General features: G+C 33.7%; 19 protein-coding genes. 11 read left to right on the top strand and 8 right to left on the bottom strand.

Annotated elements, in window-relative coordinates:
• Positions 1-176 precede the first annotated feature (176 nt).
• Positions 177-1,391 carry an asparagine synthetase B gene (locus ACJJVI_RS02840; protein ID WP_193742966.1) on the top strand — a complete coding sequence of 405 codons (1,215 nt, stop codon included), beginning with the start codon at positions 177-179 and terminating at the stop codon, positions 1,389-1,391.
• Positions 1,392-1,448: 57 nt separating this feature from the next.
• Entirely contained in the window at positions 1,449-1,988 is a 540-nt protein-coding gene (locus ACJJVI_RS02835) for a hypothetical protein (RefSeq protein ID WP_405350182.1), read from the top strand.
• Between the two features lie 192 nt (positions 1,989-2,180).
• Here ACJJVI_RS02835 and mqo read toward each other — a convergent pair whose 3' ends face one another.
• Positions 2,181-3,650 carry a malate dehydrogenase (quinone) gene (mqo, locus tag ACJJVI_RS02830; RefSeq protein ID WP_405350180.1) on the bottom strand — a complete coding sequence of 490 codons (1,470 nt, stop codon included), beginning with the start codon at positions 3,648-3,650 and terminating at the stop codon, positions 2,181-2,183.
• Between the two features lie 214 nt (positions 3,651-3,864).
• On the opposite strand from mqo, the gene ACJJVI_RS02825 reads away from it, so the two are divergent.
• From ACJJVI_RS02825 to ACJJVI_RS02815, 3 genes are all read left to right on the top strand, one after another.
• Entirely contained in the window at positions 3,865-6,135 is a 2,271-nt protein-coding gene (locus ACJJVI_RS02825; RefSeq protein ID WP_405350179.1) for a hypothetical protein, read from the top strand.
• Positions 6,136-6,243: 108 nt separating this feature from the next.
• On the top strand, positions 6,244-7,092 hold the full coding sequence (locus ACJJVI_RS02820; protein ID WP_405350176.1) for a universal stress protein: 849 nt from the start codon (positions 6,244-6,246) through the stop codon (positions 7,090-7,092).
• On the top strand, positions 7,093-7,830 hold the full coding sequence (locus ACJJVI_RS02815) for a sulfite exporter TauE/SafE family protein (RefSeq protein ID WP_405350173.1): 738 nt from the start codon (positions 7,093-7,095) through the stop codon (positions 7,828-7,830).
• A gap of 4 nt (positions 7,831-7,834) precedes the next feature.
• Here ACJJVI_RS02815 and deoD read toward each other — a convergent pair whose 3' ends face one another.
• From deoD to ACJJVI_RS02780, 7 genes are read right to left on the bottom strand one after another with little or no spacing between them, the layout of a single operon-like run.
• Positions 7,835-8,533, bottom strand: coding sequence for a purine-nucleoside phosphorylase (gene deoD, locus ACJJVI_RS02810; protein WP_405350171.1), 699 nt, complete (start codon positions 8,531-8,533; stop codon positions 7,835-7,837).
• An 18-nt stretch (positions 8,534-8,551) separates the two neighbouring features.
• Complete coding sequence (gene deoC, locus ACJJVI_RS02805) at positions 8,552-9,196, bottom strand: deoxyribose-phosphate aldolase (RefSeq protein WP_405350169.1); 645 nt, start codon at positions 9,194-9,196, stop codon at positions 8,552-8,554.
• 13 nt (positions 9,197-9,209) lie between these two features.
• Complete coding sequence (locus tag ACJJVI_RS02800; RefSeq protein ID WP_405350168.1) at positions 9,210-10,130, bottom strand: mechanosensitive ion channel family protein; 921 nt, start codon at positions 10,128-10,130, stop codon at positions 9,210-9,212.
• 3 nt (positions 10,131-10,133) lie between these two features.
• Positions 10,134-10,598 (bottom strand): DinB family protein, encoded by a 465-nt coding sequence (locus ACJJVI_RS02795; protein ID WP_405350166.1) that lies wholly within the window; start codon positions 10,596-10,598, stop codon positions 10,134-10,136.
• The gene (locus tag ACJJVI_RS02790) at positions 10,598-10,888 is read right to left on the bottom strand and encodes a chaperone modulator CbpM (protein ID WP_036579645.1); all 291 of its coding nucleotides are present in this window, start codon (positions 10,886-10,888) and stop codon (positions 10,598-10,600) included. Before ACJJVI_RS02790 ends, ACJJVI_RS02795 begins: the two co-directional genes overlap by 1 nt.
• On the bottom strand, positions 10,888-11,766 hold the full coding sequence (locus tag ACJJVI_RS02785; RefSeq protein WP_405350164.1) for a DnaJ C-terminal domain-containing protein: 879 nt from the start codon (positions 11,764-11,766) through the stop codon (positions 10,888-10,890). Before ACJJVI_RS02785 ends, ACJJVI_RS02790 begins: the two co-directional genes overlap by 1 nt.
• A gap of 10 nt (positions 11,767-11,776) precedes the next feature.
• Positions 11,777-12,184, bottom strand: coding sequence for a hypothetical protein (locus tag ACJJVI_RS02780; protein ID WP_036579649.1), 408 nt, complete (start codon positions 12,182-12,184; stop codon positions 11,777-11,779).
• A 175-nt stretch (positions 12,185-12,359) separates the two neighbouring features.
• Between ACJJVI_RS02780 and ACJJVI_RS02775 the strand changes: the two genes are divergently transcribed.
• The 6 genes from ACJJVI_RS02775 to ACJJVI_RS02750 all read left to right on the top strand — a co-directional run bounded on the left by ACJJVI_RS02775 (position 12,360) and on the right by ACJJVI_RS02750 (position 18,160).
• Positions 12,360-13,586, top strand: a complete 1,227-nt coding sequence (locus ACJJVI_RS02775) for a PAS domain S-box protein (protein WP_405350162.1) — start codon at positions 12,360-12,362, stop codon at positions 13,584-13,586.
• Between the two features lie 7 nt (positions 13,587-13,593).
• The gene (locus ACJJVI_RS02770) at positions 13,594-14,643 is read left to right on the top strand and encodes a response regulator (protein ID WP_042269833.1); all 1,050 of its coding nucleotides are present in this window, start codon (positions 13,594-13,596) and stop codon (positions 14,641-14,643) included.
• 75 nt (positions 14,644-14,718) lie between these two features.
• On the top strand, positions 14,719-15,522 hold the full coding sequence (locus ACJJVI_RS02765; protein ID WP_042249326.1) for a universal stress protein: 804 nt from the start codon (positions 14,719-14,721) through the stop codon (positions 15,520-15,522).
• A gap of 73 nt (positions 15,523-15,595) precedes the next feature.
• Positions 15,596-16,393, top strand: coding sequence for a universal stress protein (locus ACJJVI_RS02760; protein WP_397300727.1), 798 nt, complete (start codon positions 15,596-15,598; stop codon positions 16,391-16,393).
• A gap of 11 nt (positions 16,394-16,404) precedes the next feature.
• Positions 16,405-17,247 (top strand): universal stress protein, encoded by an 843-nt coding sequence (locus tag ACJJVI_RS02755; RefSeq protein WP_405350159.1) that lies wholly within the window; start codon positions 16,405-16,407, stop codon positions 17,245-17,247.
• 64 nt (positions 17,248-17,311) lie between these two features.
• The gene (locus tag ACJJVI_RS02750; protein WP_317289874.1) at positions 17,312-18,160 is read left to right on the top strand and encodes a universal stress protein; all 849 of its coding nucleotides are present in this window, start codon (positions 17,312-17,314) and stop codon (positions 18,158-18,160) included.
• Positions 18,161-18,170: the final 10 nt, after the last annotated feature.

The following is an 18,170-nucleotide window of genomic DNA, read 5'->3' as shown; positions in this document are numbered from 1 at the left end:
AACTACTGCGTTCTTTGCTATCTTAGCCATCGAGCCATAGTATGGCATTTTTTATGATGTAGATGATTGGGTTTACGCTTTCGCGAAAGCGTAATGAACCATCTCAAAGCTCAAAAGTACACATGTTTATGTTTAAGAAATTTCTATTATACGCCTTTCTAGCACTATGGGCACCTATGGCAATGGGACAATATTTATTTGTTCCTATGGATGCCGACACTCAAAACGATCACTTAAAAGCCTATGGAGTTTCCTATTGGGTACTCAGTAAAGGGACCAAAGTAAAATGGTTATTGAACTATCGTGGTGGCTCTTTTTTAATGCCCGATGTCGATGAAATAAAGAAGGAATTAATCGTACGTGGCGTGAGTTATGAGGAAATGACAGAAAGTGAAGTGAGCGATATACTTGCTCTTATTGCTAGTCCATCTCAAAACATGCAAGAAGTATTGCTAGAAAAAGCACCTAAAATAGCCGTGTATACTCCTACAGGAAAGTTGCCATGGGATGATGCGGTAACGATGGTACTTACCTATGCAGAGATTCCTTATACTAAGGTCTATGATGAAGAAGTTCTTGCAGACGAGTTATTACTCTATGACTGGCTGCACTTGCACCATGAAGATTTTACAGGTCAATATGGTAAATTTTACAGAAGCTTTAAAACAGCAGCCTGGTACATTCAAGAAAAAAAGGAAGCCGAAGAACGCGCTGCAAAACTGGGATACGACAAGGTGAGTGAGGCAAAACGTGACGTAGCACTTAAAATACGTGATTATGTAGTCGGTGGTGGCTTTATGTTTGCGATGTGTAGTGCTACAGACAGCTTTGACATTGCCCTTGCCGCCGAAGGTGTTGATATCGCTGAGCCTATGTTTGACGGTGATGCTAGTGAAGCGGCATATCAAACTAAAATTGATTACACAAAGACCTTTGCCTTTACAGATTTTACCTTAGAACGATCACCTAATGTGTATGAATTCAGCTCTATAGATATGACGCAGAAGCGTGGTATTAAAAAAGAATTGGATTACTTTTCTTTAATGGATTTCAGCGCAAAATGGGATCCTATCCCAACGATGTTGAATCAAAATCACACCAGTCTCGTAAAAGGATTTATGGGACAAACGACTAGTTACGATCGTGATGAGGTGAAGAAAAATGTTTTGGTTCTAGGAGAAAATAGATCTAACAAAGAAGCAAAATACATTCATGGTATACGTGGTAAAGGATTCTTTACCTTCTACGGTGGTCACGATCCAGAAGATTACCAGCATAGAGTAGGAGATCCACCTACAGAGTTGAGCCTACATCCTAACTCGCCAGGATATCGTTTGATATTAAACAACGTATTATTCCCAGCGGCTAGAAAGAAGAAGCAGAAGACTTGATGGGTATCAATCGGATAAGTAAACTTATTAAATAAGCGCGAATTAAATATTCAAGAATTGATAAAACAAACATTTCTAGTTATTTTGATAATCTTTTTGTCATTTGGTAAATCTACTTTTCCGGTAAATGATAAAATTAAATGGCATTCTTCGCGACCTTTGAAATGGTCTGATTTTAAAGGAAAAAAAGAGGTTGGTAAAAAACGAGTTGCTGTTGCTGAAACTGCTGTTGAAATTGTAACTGAAAACTCATTTTATAGAGATGGAATACCCATTTTCGAAATTAACTGTTATTTTTTAAAAAATGAATCTTGGACTATAACTAAAGATATACAACATTTAAAACATGAACAGTTACACTTTAATATTCATGAAGTTTATACTCGTAAGATTAGAAAAGAATTTGATAGCTTAAACAATAATAAAATCACTGATTTTGACGTATATAAAAGTGTATTTGAAAAAAAATTGAGTGAATGTGATTCATTAAATAATAAATATGATAATGAAACTTATTTTAGTATTGATAAAATTGTACAAGTAAAATGGGAGAAAAAAATATCACAAATGTTAATCGAATTAAATTCTTTTAAATAATTAAACACGATATTATATTTAATTATTGTATCATATTTGTTTGTAAAGATTACTTAATCTTCGATATAGTTACATACCATCAATTAATTGAAAATAAAAACCTGCAGTGTCTGCGTGTCGAGCTGCACGTCGGGCACATCTGTAATGCGTGTGTTTTAATCTAAGATTTAAAATGCGCACATGCCCTAATTTTTACAACTCTAACAATACCTTAGACTTCATCAACTCTTTATCAAATAACTCCTTAGTTACCTCAGTCTTATAAAATGGAATCATTTTTTGTAGTTTACTTAAGGTTTCAGGATTTTCTATGAGTTCAGGAAAAGCTTTTTCAATCACGTCTAGCATAATCTTTACCGCTGTAGAAGCTCCAGGAGAAGCGCCTAAAAGGCAAGTAATACTTCCATCTTTACTGGCAATGACTTCAGTACCAAACTGTAACTGTCCGCCTTCAAACTCATCTTTTTTAATGATTTGAACGCGCTGTCCAGCAACTAGGTATTCCCAGTCTTCATTTTTGGCATTTTTATAGAACTTGCGCAAGTCATCCATGCGGTCATCAAAGGACATAGTGACTTGATTTACCAAGTATTGTGTTAATGGTAGATTATCCCAAAAGGTCTCCAGCATGGGTTTGATGTTATCGCTCTTTATGGATTTAAAAAGATCGAGGTAAGAACCTTCTTTTAAAAACTTAGGGCTAAAACCGGCAAAAGGACCAAATAGTAATTCGCGTTTTCCATTAATAAATCGAGTGTCTAAATGTGGCGTGCTCATCGGTGGATCATTAGGTCCAGCTTTAGAATAAACCTTGCCGTAATGCTGGTCAATGATCTCTTGGTTTTTACAAACCAGCCACGCGCCACTTACAGGAAATCCGCCATAACCTTCTTTTTCGTCTATTTCTACCTTTTGTAATAGTAACAAACTACCGCCACCGGCACCTATAAAAACATGGTGTGCACTTAAAGTTCTAGTATCACCACTGATCCTATTTTTTGTAATGACGTCCCATTCTATATCTTTATCTGGATCTACATCTTGAACCTCTTCATTAAATGAAACGGTGACGTTATATTCTGACTCTAGGATATGGAATAGCTGTTCTGTAAGAGACCCGAAGTTCATTTCGGCACCACGATTGATTCTAGAGCCAGCCATATGATCGCTCTCATCACGGTTTTCCATGATTAACGGAAACCATTCTTTCATTTTCTCTATAGATCTTGTGAATTCAATAGAATCAAACATGAAATGTTCTTTCATAGCGTGAAAGCGTCGCTCTAGATAATCTACATTATCTGCTCCATAAACCCAGCTATTATGCGGTACCGGATTTATAAAAGAGTTAGGTTCTTTGATCAGATTTTGAGCTATCAGGTAACTCCAGAATTGTTTAGACATTTCAAATTGTGTACAAATATCTATTGCCTTACTAATATCAACTTGATCATTTTTTTGAGGGCAATAATTAAGTTCACATAAAGCACTATGACCAGTACCAGCATTATTCCATGCAGCACTACTTTCTTGAGCAACTTTATCTAATCGTTCTAAAATTAGAATGCGCATTTCTGGTTGAAGTATTTTAGTAATAAGGGCTAGAGTAGCGGTCATGATACCAGCGCCAACACATATAAGGTCGTAGTCTTTATTTTCCATTCTCAATTTTAAGGATTATTAAATTAATGAGTAAGAAAAACGAGTTAAATGATATTGTATACATCATTTAATTAAACATAGGATAAAGTAATTAGTCGATAATGAGTCTGTTAAAGTGAGTATTTGTCGGTTATTGCTGCTGTTACGTCGATAAGGTGTTTGTTTTTATCTTTAATGTGGTCATTGATTAGAAATGATAATATCTTTGTAGTCTATGAAGAATTTGTATATTTTAATTATCATACTATTATCAGCTTTAAGTGCTCAGGCACAAGTTGGTATCGGAACAGACACTCCTGATCCATCAAGTATTTTAGATATTGAATCTACTGACGGTGGAATTTTAATTCCGCGTATGGAGGAATCTGACAGAACTGCAATAGCAAGTCCTGTTCAAGGCCTTTTAGTTTATCAAACAAATAATGAAGATGGCTTTTATTACTTTAATGGTACCATCTGGATTAGATTAATCTCTAGTAGTGAATTTATCAGTGAAAGCGGTGTTGTACATAATACAACTGATATTGCACGAGACGATTTTGTTTTTGGAAGCACACAATTGAATAATATGAGTGGTGCAAGTGACGATTACAGAATGTTTTTTGATAAAGGAAAAGGAGCTTTTAGAGTTGGATACAATGATAACTCAGATTGGGATAATACTAATTTGGGTTCTTTCAGTATGGCGATGGGTCGAGATAACCTAGCAACCTCTTCTTATGCTATAGCACTAGGATACGATAATGTAGTATCTGGAACTGCAGCAACGGCTTTAGGATATATTAATAATTCTACAGGAGATTATTCTGTTGCTATGGGTAGAGGAACGACTGCAAGTGGAAATCATTCCGTATCTGCTGGTATTGCATCAAAGGCAACGGGTTTAAATAGTATATCCATAGGAAATACAAGTGATGCTATTGCAGAAAACGCTATTGCATTAGGAAGATTAAATGATGCTACAGCAATTAATGCAGCTGCAATAGGTTTTTCAAATGTTGCATCAGGTGAAAATAGCTTTTCATTGGGTAATAATAATTCAAGTACAGGTTTAGGTAGTTTTACATTAGGTAATAACCTTTCTAGTCCATCGGGAAGTGAGATGGTAGTAGGGACTTATAATGAGCGATATACACCTGTTAATGCAGCTGGATTTGATGCAGCAGATAGGTTATTTAGTGTCGGTAATGGATCTAGAGTAAGTGGAACTACAACCTTTAGTAATGCCTTTACGATTCTTAAGAACTCTAATACTGGTATCAACACCTCATCACCGCAATCATCTTTAGACGTAAGGGCAGTCAATCATTTAGGAGCTGTTACAGCTACTGATGGTGTTTTAGTACCTAGAGTTATTGATTTAACGATAAACGGTTCTGAGAATGGACAGTTAGTATTCCTTAATGCTGATTGGGTTAATACATTAGGTACACCAGCTACAACAGATGACATCAGCTATAAAGAAGGTTTTCATTACTGGAATAGTACAGCTAGTGTTTGGTCACCGGTGAACACCGATGAGTCAGAATGGACGTATGATCCTATTAATACAAGAACCACCGCTAACAGACCTGCAGATGCTGGTAACGATGTCGTGGTAACAGATGCTGGTGCTATTTATGCTAATACAGATCAACCGATGATAGCCAATGGTGATGTGTACACCAATGATAAGTTATTTGTAAATGGAGCTACTACTATCAATGAAGGTGCATTACGTGTGGTACGCACTAATGTAAATTCAAGTACCAACACATTTACCATGATAGACTTATCAAAACTAGCTGGTTATGGTCCTAAATTTACGTATCGTATGGCGGTAGAAAATTTTGCAGGTACACGTGAAATGGGTGCAATTGTAGCGCGATTAGTTGATAATGATGATGCAACTAGATCTTCAAAAATGGATTTTGTCACTTATAATTTAGTAGGTCCTAGAGGTGGTTTTCAATCGGGTTTAATGATTAATAACCGTGGTTACTTAGCGCTTTTCAAAGAGAATTCGCAAGACATCGATAACGATGATGCAACCAATAAAGTACACATTAAAGATGTAGATAATGATCCTCTAAGAATAGAAGGATTGCAAGCATCTACATCGAGCACAGATAGAACTTTAATGATAACGGATACTGGAATCGTTAAACTAGCAAATACAGGTGCTGATTTAAATAAAACGAGCTCATTTGAAGAAACAACTTCTGGAGCGTCTTATACTGCTACTTTAGCAGATTATACGATTAGAATAGTAAATGGTACAACTAGTGTTGATTTACCAGCACCAGCAGCAGTAAATAAAGGTAAGATTTTTATACTCATAGGTAAAAACGATATCGTAGGTTCTGTGTCAATTTTAAGTGGTGGATCAGCGCTTAATATTACAGACGACACTATATCAGGAGCTAATACTTTTAATACTCTAACGGCTTCTGATCGATATACTATACAAAGTACAGGAACAGAATATATCGTCATTTCTCACTAATCTAGTATTTATTATATAGTCCTATGAGGCTTATTGATTTACCGTGATTTATATCATAGTTTGCTCTTAATCTAACAATTACATTTGATTAGACTAAAAGCAATCGTCATGAAAAACATTCTATTACTTACCGATTTTACTGATAAATCTGAAAATGCACACGATTATGCACTTCAGCTTTTTACAGGGCAATCATGTGATTTTCATCTTTTGAGCGTGCAGAAGTTTTGGGAGTACACCATGGATGATCTGATGGTTGCAAACCCTAAAGACGACATAGCAAGTGCTTTATTAAATGATAATAAAAGTGATTTACAAAAAACGAAAGAAGCACTGATTTTAAAATCTAAGGATGAAGATTTTAATTTTCACACTATGGTAGATTATGATGTCTTTACTAGTGCTGTAAATGATGCCGTAAAGAAATATCACATAGATTTAATTATCTGTGGTACAGATGGTAAAAGTGGTATCATTGAATACATCTTTAGCTCACATACCTTAAGGATTATAAGAAATACAGACTGTCCCGTTCTTGCTGTACCTACAGAATATAGCTATGAAAAGCCAACTGCTGTTCAGTTTATTTTAGATTATGATGACATATTTGACGAGTGTGGCAAAGTTGTTTTTCTTGAATTAGTTTCAAAATTTAGATCTACAATTAATGTCATGCGTTTCAGTCATGGATTTCAAATAGATCCTATAAATTATAGAGAAGAACGAGAAGCTTTTATTAAGTTTTGTTTGCCTAGTCCTGTAATTTATGAGCTTCACAAAGATCAAGAACCATTAATGATTATTAAAAAATCTCTGAGCTCTAGAAATTATCAACTACAAGCAATATCTGTAAAGTCTCAATCTTTCCTAGAGCGCATGTTATCAGAATCACATCTTTCTGAGATAGTAAATGCAGCTACTTTACCGCTACTAGTATTAAGAGATTGTAATTCCTAGATGCTTAGTAGATACCTACCTGTCTTTTTAATACTAGCTTTATTAGCAGAAGTGCTGGGAACTATCGGTGGTTTCGGTTCGTCTGTATTCTTTGTGCCAGTTGCAAATTTTTATTTTGACTTTCAATCTGTTTTAGGAATTACTGCATTATTCCATTTATCCAGTAATGTGACTAAAATTGCCTTCTTCAGAAAAGGTTTAGATAAAAGACTGTTATTATATCTAGGTATACCGGCTATAATATTTGTTTCTATTGGAGCTTTTTTAAGTAAATACGTTAATCCAAGTATGCTGGGTTTGATATTAGGTGTTTTTTTGATTGTTCTCAGTCTTGTTTTTTTAATTTTTAAAAAACTAGTGGTTAAGGACAGCAATAAAAATGCTATTGCTGGTGGCGTTTTGTCTGGCCTTAGTGCTGGATTATTAGGAACTGGTGGTGCGATAAGAGGTATTACTATGGCTGCATTTAAGATGGATAAAGCAACCTTTATCGCGACATCTGCAGCTATTGATTTTGGCGTAGATGCCAGTAGAGCTGTTATTTATTACTACAATGGTTACATGCACCAGGATCATCTATATATTGCAGGATTATTGTTAATAGTTGCTATTGTAGGTACATGGATTGGCAAGCGAATACTGGCTTATTTTTCTCAGGAACAATTTAGAACTTTAGTACTCGTATTAATATTGATTATAGGTATAGCTAGTGTTTTTTCTGATTACATTAAAATGTAAATTACTATAACGTGGCTAGTGCTATCTCAATCATTTTTTGAAATGTGGTCTCTCTTTCTTCAGACGTGGTATGTTCTCCAGTAACTAGTGAATCTGATATGGTTAGTATAGAAAGTGCCTTAACATTATGTTTTGCTGCGATAGTATATAGTCCAGCAGTTTCCATTTCTACACACAATACACCATAGTCTGCCCATTGTTTATAGTTCTCAAAATCATCTTCATAGAACTCATCTGCAGATAGAATGTTACCAGCTTTAATGTCAATGTTATTTTCTCTTGCATAAAGACACGCTTTTAAAAACAAATCAAAATTTGCAGTAGGCGAGTAGTCGGCATTCTTAAATCTTGAATTATTAATTCCAGATGTCGTACTGGCCGCCATTGCAATCACAATATCTCTTATCGCTACATCTTTTTTATAAGAACCGGCAGATCCTACACGTATCAGATTCTTTACTCCGTAATTATTAATTAATTCATGACAGTAGATAAGTGCAGATGGTATTCCCATGCCAGTTCCTTGTACAGATACAGGTTTACCTTTATAGTTTCCAGTATAGCCCAGCATTCCTCGTACATCATTATAACAAATTGCGTTATCCAGAAAAGTTTCAGCTATCCATTTTGCTCGCATAGGATCTCCAGGAAGTAGAACGGTGTCTGCAATTTCTCCTTTTTTGGCTTCTATATGTGTACTCATAATATGGGTCTTATTTAATTATGCTTTTACTATTTTAATACCAGATGAAGTTCCGATTCTATCAACACCTAGCGCTATATATTTAAGAGCAGTTTCTTTATCTCTAATACCTCCAGAAGCTTTAATTTTAATTTGATTTCCTACTGTTTCTTTCATCAATCTTACATTTTCAATGGTTGCGCCTCCAGTCCCAAAACCAGTTGATGTTTTAATAAAATCTACATTTGCCTCTAGGCATATGTCACAGGCATTTTTAATTTGACTATCATTAAGGTAACAGTTCTCAAAGATGACTTTAAGGACTTTTCCTTTTGAAGCTTCTCGCACCTCAAGAATATCTTTTTTCACTGTATCAAGATCATTATTTATTAAGGCTCCTATTTGAAGCACCATGTCGATTTCATCAGCACCGTGCGCTATAGCTTCTTTAGTTTCAAAAACTTTAGTTTGAGTACTGACAGCGCCTAAAGGAAATCCCACAACGGTTGCTATTTTTATTGAGGTGTTTTTCAATTCCGCTTTCGCGAAAGCGGTATAACAGCCATTAACACATACGGCATAAAAATGGTGCTCCATAGCTTCTTTACATAATAGGGCTATATCGTTTAATGTAGACGTCGCTTTAAGTTGTGTATGGTCTATATAAGTGTTGATGGAAGTCATGTTGTTTAATATATTAATCTTGAGTAGGAGTTGTCACTTGAATGCTAGTGGTTGGCATTTTAATTATTTCAAAAGTAGTAGATGCTAATGAAACCAGTCCATCAGTCTCTAGTATAGCCTGTTGAATTTGCTGTTGTAACTCATGTTTTGTAATGCGTCTTTTTTTATAGTCTACAATATATCTCAAGTTAAGTTGTATCCAGTTATCAGTAAGTGTGATTGCTATAGTAGGTTCTACCATAGCATTTTCAATGTAGTATTTTGAAACTACATTTTGCCAGTGGCTTTTTGAGAGATTGACATAGTCAGATAAGACTTGTTGAGCAATGTCAATGACAATTTTTTTAGTGAGAGCCACATCTGATTTATAATGAATTGGTAAATTAAATTCATCCCAAATAAAAGGGAAATCTTGAGAAAAATTATAAATGGGTCCTTTAAAAACAAAGGCATTACTTAATTTAACAATACGACCACTATAATTATCTGTGCTTACCCATTCGCCTATTTCCATCATTGTAGTGTAGATACTGTCTATATCTATCACATCGCCTTTAATACCATTAATTTCTATACGGTCACCAGGTTTGTAGACCTTCACAAAAAATATATATAATGAACCTGCGATACTCAAAAAAAGCTCTTGAAGAGTGATGGCTACACCAGCAGATAGTAGCCCGATAGCAATTGTAAAGTCTGTTATATTACCGGTAAAGTAAGTAATGGATAAAAAGATGATAAAAATATAACCTATGATTTCAACGCCTTTTTGAGATTTATATCTAGTGACACTATCAGGTAACTTTTTCTTTAATAATTTTCTAAAAACTTGTACAGCAATTAATATAGCGATAACCCAAACTAAATATTTAAAGATACTTGCCGTGATAGGATTTTGCGAGATCCATGTTTGTAATTGATTGATTAGTTCCATCATTTAATTAAATACGGTTCCATATTTAAGTATAATACCTATCTGACCTGCATGATAGGCTGTGTGTGAGATGATACGGCCTAGAGCTTGTGCTTTAGTCTTGACACCAAATTCTTTTGTCGTTATTTCTACTTCCCAGTCGGTGGCACCTTGTTTTTGAATAATATCCATCAATACATCTCTAGAGTTATCAAGCATTATTATCAATTTTTCTAAATCAGTCCATTCACCGGTGTCGTGTTGTGCAATAATCGTTTTTGCAATTATTTTTGTGCCTTTTGCGCCAAAAACATTTTTTGCAAATAATAATTCAACTTCAACAATGTGGCGCAACAAAAAACCTAAACTATTAGGTGATGGCGCTAGTTTTTTCTTGAGGTCGAAAGTGGTTATAGAACTTAATTGATTCTCTAATCTCGTGCGAGATTCTTTCCATAAAGAAGTAAGGTGTTCAGTTTGTGTAGCCATTATAAGAATCTTTGTAGTTTGTTTTCTAATTGAATAATCTGTTGTTGCATAGACTCCATACGTTCTAGTAAGTCTATAATCGTATCTACACCTTCTAGATTGATATTTAAATCTTTGTGGAAAACGATTATTTTTTCAAGTTTTTTTATTTGATGCTCGGGTATGAAATATGCTTCTTCGAGTTCTATAATTTCAATGAGACCTTCTTTACCTAATATTTGAACCATCTCTAGTTCAATGTGATGACCAATACAAAAGTCTATCGCAGGTATGAGTTCATAATCTTCCATTAGTCTTCTAATTTTAAAAGTTCTTGATATAGTTCTTTTTGTTTAGGCGACAGTTTTTCAGGTATTACAACTGAGTATGTAACATACAAATCACCATAAGAGCCTTCTTTTTTATAGATTGGGAAACCTTTTCCTTTAAGCTTTACTTTAGTACCGTTTTGAGTACCTTCTTTAATGGTTAATTTTACCTTGCCATCTAAGGTATTAATAAGTTGAGAACCTCCTAAAATTGCGGTTAGTAAAGGGATGTCTTGAGTTATAAATAAATCGCCTTTTTCTCTTTTAAATGGTGTGTCGTTAACAATTGAAAAAGTAATGATTAAATCTCCATTAGGGCCATTACTAGGGCTTATGCCACCATGATTTTTAATCTTAATACTTTGTCCATTTGTTACACCTGCAGGAATAGTGATTCTAATATTTTTACCATTAATGGTCAGCGTTCTCTTATGGGTTTTGTAAATATCCATAAGATTGAGTTGAAGCTCTGCTCTTAAGTCCTGACCTCTATAAGACTGTCGTTGTTGTCTGCCACTGCCGAACATAGATTCAAAGTAATCTGAGAAATCCTCTTGGTTGTAGCTTTGTTGTCTGTAGTATGGGTCTTGTTTATGTTTACTTTGCTGTCTTTTAGCTTGTTCATAATCTTCTGCATTTTCCCAGTTTTCACCATATTGATCATATTTTTTACGATTCTCAGGATTACTTAAAACCTCATTAGCCTCATTTAATTGCTTAAATTTAGTCTCGGCTTCTTTATCATTTGGGTTAAGATCAGGATGATATTTACGAGCCATTTTACGGTATGCCTTTTTAATATCATTTTCACTAGCATTTTTTTCTACACCTAATATTTTGTAGTAATCTATAAATTTCATGTGCTGTAGTCTATAGCTGGTTCAATTCTATTTCTAATTTATGTAGTATAATGAGTTCAGATTTATTGAGTTTTGAATAAGAGTATGCAATTGCTTTTGCAGTTTCTAGAATTAAACGACTCACTTGCTCATTATACAATTGTGGCTGTTCATTTTTATAGCTGACAAAGGATTGATACATATCGTCTGCACTTTCATTAAAGAATTGAACACCTTCAAAAACAATCTCTATAAGATGTGCCGCATCACCACCCAAAATATCTGTCAATTCATCATATTGTAACCAGAATTTTTCGATATAAACTTGTAAAGTTTTAAATTCTTCTGGTGCTATTTTTTTATCACAAAATGCCACGGCATAAAATAGCTTACCTAGATTATGATAAAATGATTCTGTAGTTTTAATATTTGGTTTCATAATCAATTGTTTTCTCAAATTTAAAAGTTGTTCAGGATGATAACTATGATTTATATCATGAGAGTTGATGGATTTTTATATCGTAAATAATGATGAGTTCATTCAATTTATTAGTGCTGTAAAAGCTTTATTAATTTATTAAATAAAACATTTCATTTAATTGTATTTTTGAGATATGAAGTTTTTTGAAGAGAGTGTAGAAGAGGCTTTTCGTATCTTATTTGAAGGTGCGTCAGAAGGTATTGTTGTAGTAAATTCAGAACAGTTTATAGTGGCAACTAATTCTTCTGCAAGAGCAATTTTTGGATATGATAAGAATGAACTAGAAGGACAGCATCTTCATAAATTAATTCCTTCTTCATACCATAAAGAACATCATTCTCACTTCAATGGTTTTATGAAACACAGTCAGAAGCGAGAAATGGGTAAAGGACGTGTACTCTACGGTATGCGTAAAGACGGTTCTCAGTTCCCAGTAGAAGCTGGTTTAAATCCTTTTTCTTTACATGATCATCACTACGTAATGGCTTTAGTGACTGACATTACGGTACGTAAAGCTCAAGAAAAACATATTGAAGATCTTAATAACCATTTAGAAGAGAAGATAGAAGAGCGTACCGATTCTTTAAATCAAGCTGTTAAATCGTTACAAGATGAAATTGTTTTAAGAAAAGAAGCAGAGAGAAGCGCAAATGAAGCCCTACAAAAAGAAAAAGAGCTGAATGAACTGAAAACCAAATTTTTATCTCTGGTTTCTCATGAGTTTAAAACACCTATTAGTGGTATTTTAACTTCGGCAACACTTGCATCAAAATATACTAAAGAAGAACATCAAGAAAAAAGAGTTAAACACCTTAATACTATTAAGAGTAAGGTGAAATATCTTAATACAATTATAGATGACTTTTTATCTATTGAAAGATTAGATACTGGTAAGACTAATTATAAGATAACATCATTTCCTTTAAGCAAGGTGCTTAATGAGGTGATCTATGATGCAAACGTCCATTTAAAAGATGAACAAAGTATCAATTATCCCAAAAATGCAGATGCTATAACAATAGAATTTGATGAGAAAATACTAGAACTATCATTAAGTAATCTTATTCATAATGCCGTAAAGTATTCTGGTGAAGGAACTATAGTAGATATAAAAGTTGTAGAAAAAGTAAGTTTTATAGAAATATTAATCATAGATCAAGGGATAGGAATACCAGAACATGAACAACGTTTTGTTTTTGATAGATATTTCAGAGCAGAAAATGTATTGCTTAATCCAGGTACCGGTATAGGTCTTAATATTGTAAAAAATCATTTGAAAAACTTAGGTGGCAACATCACTTTTCAAAGTAAAGAAAATGAAGGTTCTACCTTTGCAATAACTATTCCTACAAGTAAATAACATAATAATGAAAAAGATCTTAATTATAGAAGATGATGCCGCATTAAGGGAGAATACAGCCGAATTGCTTGAGCTGTCAGACTTTGAGGTTATTACTGCGGCAAATGGTCGTTTAGGAATAGAACAAGCTCAAAAAAACAAACCCGATGTTATCGTTTGTGATATCATGATGCCAGAAGTAGATGGTTATGGTGTTTTAGAGGCTTTATCACTAGACGTGAGTACCAATCAAATCCCTTTTATATTCTTATCAGCTCGCACAGACCATAAAGAGGTGCGTAAAGGAATGGATCTAGGAGCTGATGATTATCTAACAAAACCATTTGAAGAAGAAGAATTATTAAACGCTATAGAAACTCGATTAGCCAAAGCTGAAGTTTTTAAATCTTTATTAAATAATTTACCACAACCTTCAAGTGATGAAGATCAATTGCGTAATCTAAATGAGTTGAAAAATTTTTTTGATGATCATGGAGAAGAGCTCAGTTTTAAAAAAGGTGATGTAATCTATCAAGAAGGTTCACGTTCATTTAGAATTTACTTGATTACAAAAGGAGTGGTTAAAACATATCAAATCGATAAAAGTGGTAAGGAGTTAATTACTTCCTTATTTAAGGAAGATGAGTTTTTAGGGTTTACCTCTATATTAGATAATGTTGCTTATGAAGAATCTGCAGAGGCTCTCGAAGACGTGACACTAGTTGGTGTCTCTAAATCTGTCCTTAAGGAAATACTAGATCACAGTAATAATTTATCAATGGAGTTGTTACAATTGTTATCTGATAATGTAGCTCATGTAAAAACACAACTTTTACAAATGGCTTATAGTTCAGTACGTAAAAAAACAGCTCAGACGATACTACAATTTGCTAGTGCTTTTAATAAACAAGCTCAAGAAGATATTTGTATCACTCGTAACGATCTAGCAAGTGTTGCAGGTATAGCTACAGAAAGTTTAATACGCACTTTATCTGGATTTAAAAAAGATGGGCTTATTGAAATAGAAGGACGCAGTATTAGAATTATCGATATTAATGGACTTGAAAAAGTAGAATAAATATCCGAAAACTGATTTTTATCATTATTTCATAGTTTCTAGCCCGATACATTTGTGAGCTCAAAGTAATTTGCAATGAAGCACATTCTTATACCGGTAGATAATACAGATCCATCATGGACCGCTGCACATTGCGCTATATCTATGTATCGTGATGCTGGAATTTGCTTTTATTTGTTGCCAGCTAGCTCTTTAAAGCCTATTGATGATGTGTCTAAAACTCTAATAGCTACCAATTGTAATTTTAAAGAAAGAGTAGAGGCTTTAGAATTATTAATAGCACCACATCAAAAGATTATTGGTTTATCATTAGAAGGTAGTTTCATAACTCAAGTTAAAGAAGCTGTACATGACAATGATATAGACCTTATAGTGTGTACAGATGTATTTCATACAACTCACAATGGACAGATAGATGCCATTCATACTAAAGCTATTATCACACGCATAAAATGTCCTGTGTTGATTGTGCCGCATGATTTTAAGTGTAAACCTCTAGAACAAGTTGTCTTACTGTCCGATTTTAATTTTACTCATCGGTCCAAGGCAACCAACACCATTACAGATTTTGTAGATCGTTCACAGACTCATCTCAATATATTACAATTACAGACCAGTAATGCTATTTTAACACAAAGTCAGGTAGAAAATAAGTCATTTCTTAAAACTGCTTTAGAGCAGTTTTCTTGTAGTTTCCATTCTGTGATAAATAAAACAATGGATGATGCATTACAACTTTTTGTAAGTATACACCAGGTGGAGTTAGTTATACTATTTGCTAAAAACATCAATTTTCTTGAAAACATACTTTTCTCGTCCGAGCATTACCATGAACTCAATTATCGTAAAAAAGTTCCTTTTTTAATCATTCATGAATAACGGTTAACTGATTAATATCATAGTTTTTAAGTGTTGTAAATCATAGGTTTACGTAAATAAACACCATGATACTATGAAAGTTATAATCGTTCCTACAGATTTTTCAGAAAATGCTTTTAACGCGTTGCAGTGTGCTATACAGTATTTTGATAAGGAAGAAGCTAAGTTTGTAATTGTACATACCTATGATCTGCCTATGCAAGACGTACAGCTGGCGTGTGAAGAAAAGCTGGATCACTTATTAGAGCGAGTAGAGTATTTAACCTATAATCCGCATCATAGTTTTGAGACTCGCGCAATTGCAGGTAATTTTATGACACAACTCAATAATCTGGTAGACTTACTGAATGCAGACTTAGTTGTTATGGGAACGCAAGGTAAAACTGCAGATCGCAAAAGAAATTTCGGTAGTAATACCTTACAGATCATTAAAAATGTTAGCTGTCCTGTTCTAGCCATACCACTCGAGTTAGAGTTTAAGAGTCCAGATAGTATTCTTTTCCCATCTGGACTGCAGGTACCTTTTAAAGATAGAGAACTAGACTTAATCAGCATGCTGGCACTATGTCATCGTTCTAAAGTGCATCTTTTACATATAGCACAGTTTGATCAATTATCTCAAAGGCAGATTGAAATTAAAAAAATATGGGAATCACGCTTTCGCGAAAGCGAGATAGAATATACCCGTCATGATTTAGGAGATGGAACCACAGTGATTAATAATTTTATCAGCAAACATGAGATTGATTTATTAGTACTTGTAAATTCTAAACATTCTTTCCTAGAGTCCTTTTTAAAAACACCAACCATCGATGCGTTAGGATTAAATCTTAAAATTCCTTTTTTAATTCTTCAAAATCTATCACGATAATATAATTAATTATGAAAAAGATTCTTTTACCTACAGATTTTTCCAAGGCATCCATCAACGCCATAGAGTATGCTGTGCAGTTGTTTAAAAATGAAAAGTGCACTTTTTATGTTCTTAATACTTATGAGCCGGTAGCGCTTTATACTTCTACTACTTATGGAAATGATCCTGGTTTAGATTTAGAAATAGGAGAGCTATTTAAAAAGAAGTCTAAAGAACAGGTGCAAAAGGTTATCGATGAGGTGAGTTCAAAATATGAGGATGAACATCACCACTACAAAGGGATTTCAACATTTAATATGTTGAGTATTGAAGTTAATCAACTAGTTAAAGATTATAATATCGAACTCATTATTATGGGGACAAATGGAGCTACTGGTCTTAAGGAAGTATTTATAGGCTCGCAAACCATGCATGTTATAAAAAATGCCAAAGTTCCCGTAATAGGTGTACCGCAAAATTACCGTTTTAAACAGCCCAAGGAGATATTGTTTACCACTGATTATCACACAAATGAAAACCACATAGGTATGGAATTGCTTGAAGATATTTGCAATAAAAATATCTCCAGATTAATATTTTTAAATGCCTATGAAGGTAGTAGTTTGACACAGCAACAAGTTGCAAATATGGAGTCGTTAGACGTTTTTTTTAAACGTGATGCACACCTTACTCAAATAGCAAAAGGTATGGATGTATTAGAGGCTATGGAAGATTTTCAATCTAGGCATGGTATCGATCTTTTAGTTCTAGTTCACAATAAACACAACTTTTTTGAGAATTTATTGTTCAAACCTGTTGTTAAAAAAGTAGTTCATCATTCAGATGTGCCTTTCTTTATTTTACCTAACTAGAACTGATTTTTATCATAGGTAAATATATAAGTAAGGGATAGTTTTATCCACTAAAATAAGGACCATGGCATCTATTATTGTACCGACTGACTTTTCTGAAAATGCGTATAATGCGTTATTTTATGCGACACAATTATTTCCTGATGAAAATTGTACCATATATCTAGTACATTCTTATGAGGCGACCTTAAATGATAGCATTAGTAAAATGGATCCTGTGGCAAATGAAGCAATTACTGCAAAATTAAGATCAACGGTCCAAAGTCAACTAGAGCAATTGTCTCATCGAGTTCAACTAGACTGTGCGGGATACGACTTAAAGGTTGAATTGATGTATGCTGCATTACCTCTTAATGAGATTATTAATGATTTAATTGAGAATCTAGATGTTCAATTAGTAGTTATGGGCACTAAAGGAGCATCAGGATTAAAAGAAATTTTTATAGGAAGTCAAGCGGTAGATACCATTAAGAATATCAGCCCTATTCCGCTTTTTTTAATTCCTGAAAATTCGAACTATATTCATCCTAAAAATATAGCCTATGCTACTGATTTTAAGAAGAATACTCTACAAAATAACATTGATTTTTTAAAAAAGATAATAAAAGCAAATAACTCAAAATTACAATTAGTTCATTTTCATAATGAGTCAGATGTACAAAGAGAAGTTGAGCCACAATTCAATATTTTAAAAGAGCAATTAAATGATGTTGAGTTTACAACACACTGGGTCTCTAGTAAACAATCTGTTGAGAGTGATCTTAATCAGTTTTGTAAAACACAAAATATTAATTTATTGACATTACTATTTCATAAGTATAGTTTTTTAAAGAGTGTTTTAAAAACCTCAACGGTAGAAAAAATAAGTTTCCATACTGATCTTCCATTACTTATTCTGCCGGAAGAGGTCTGATAATTATCAT

The sequence above is a fragment of the Nonlabens sp. Asnod3-H03 genome (assembly GCF_045063665.1).
Lineage (GTDB): Bacteria > Bacteroidota > Bacteroidia > Flavobacteriales > Flavobacteriaceae > Nonlabens > Nonlabens ulvanivorans.
Note: the sequence above shows the minus strand (reverse complement) of the source record. Positions and strands in the feature narration are given on the sequence as shown.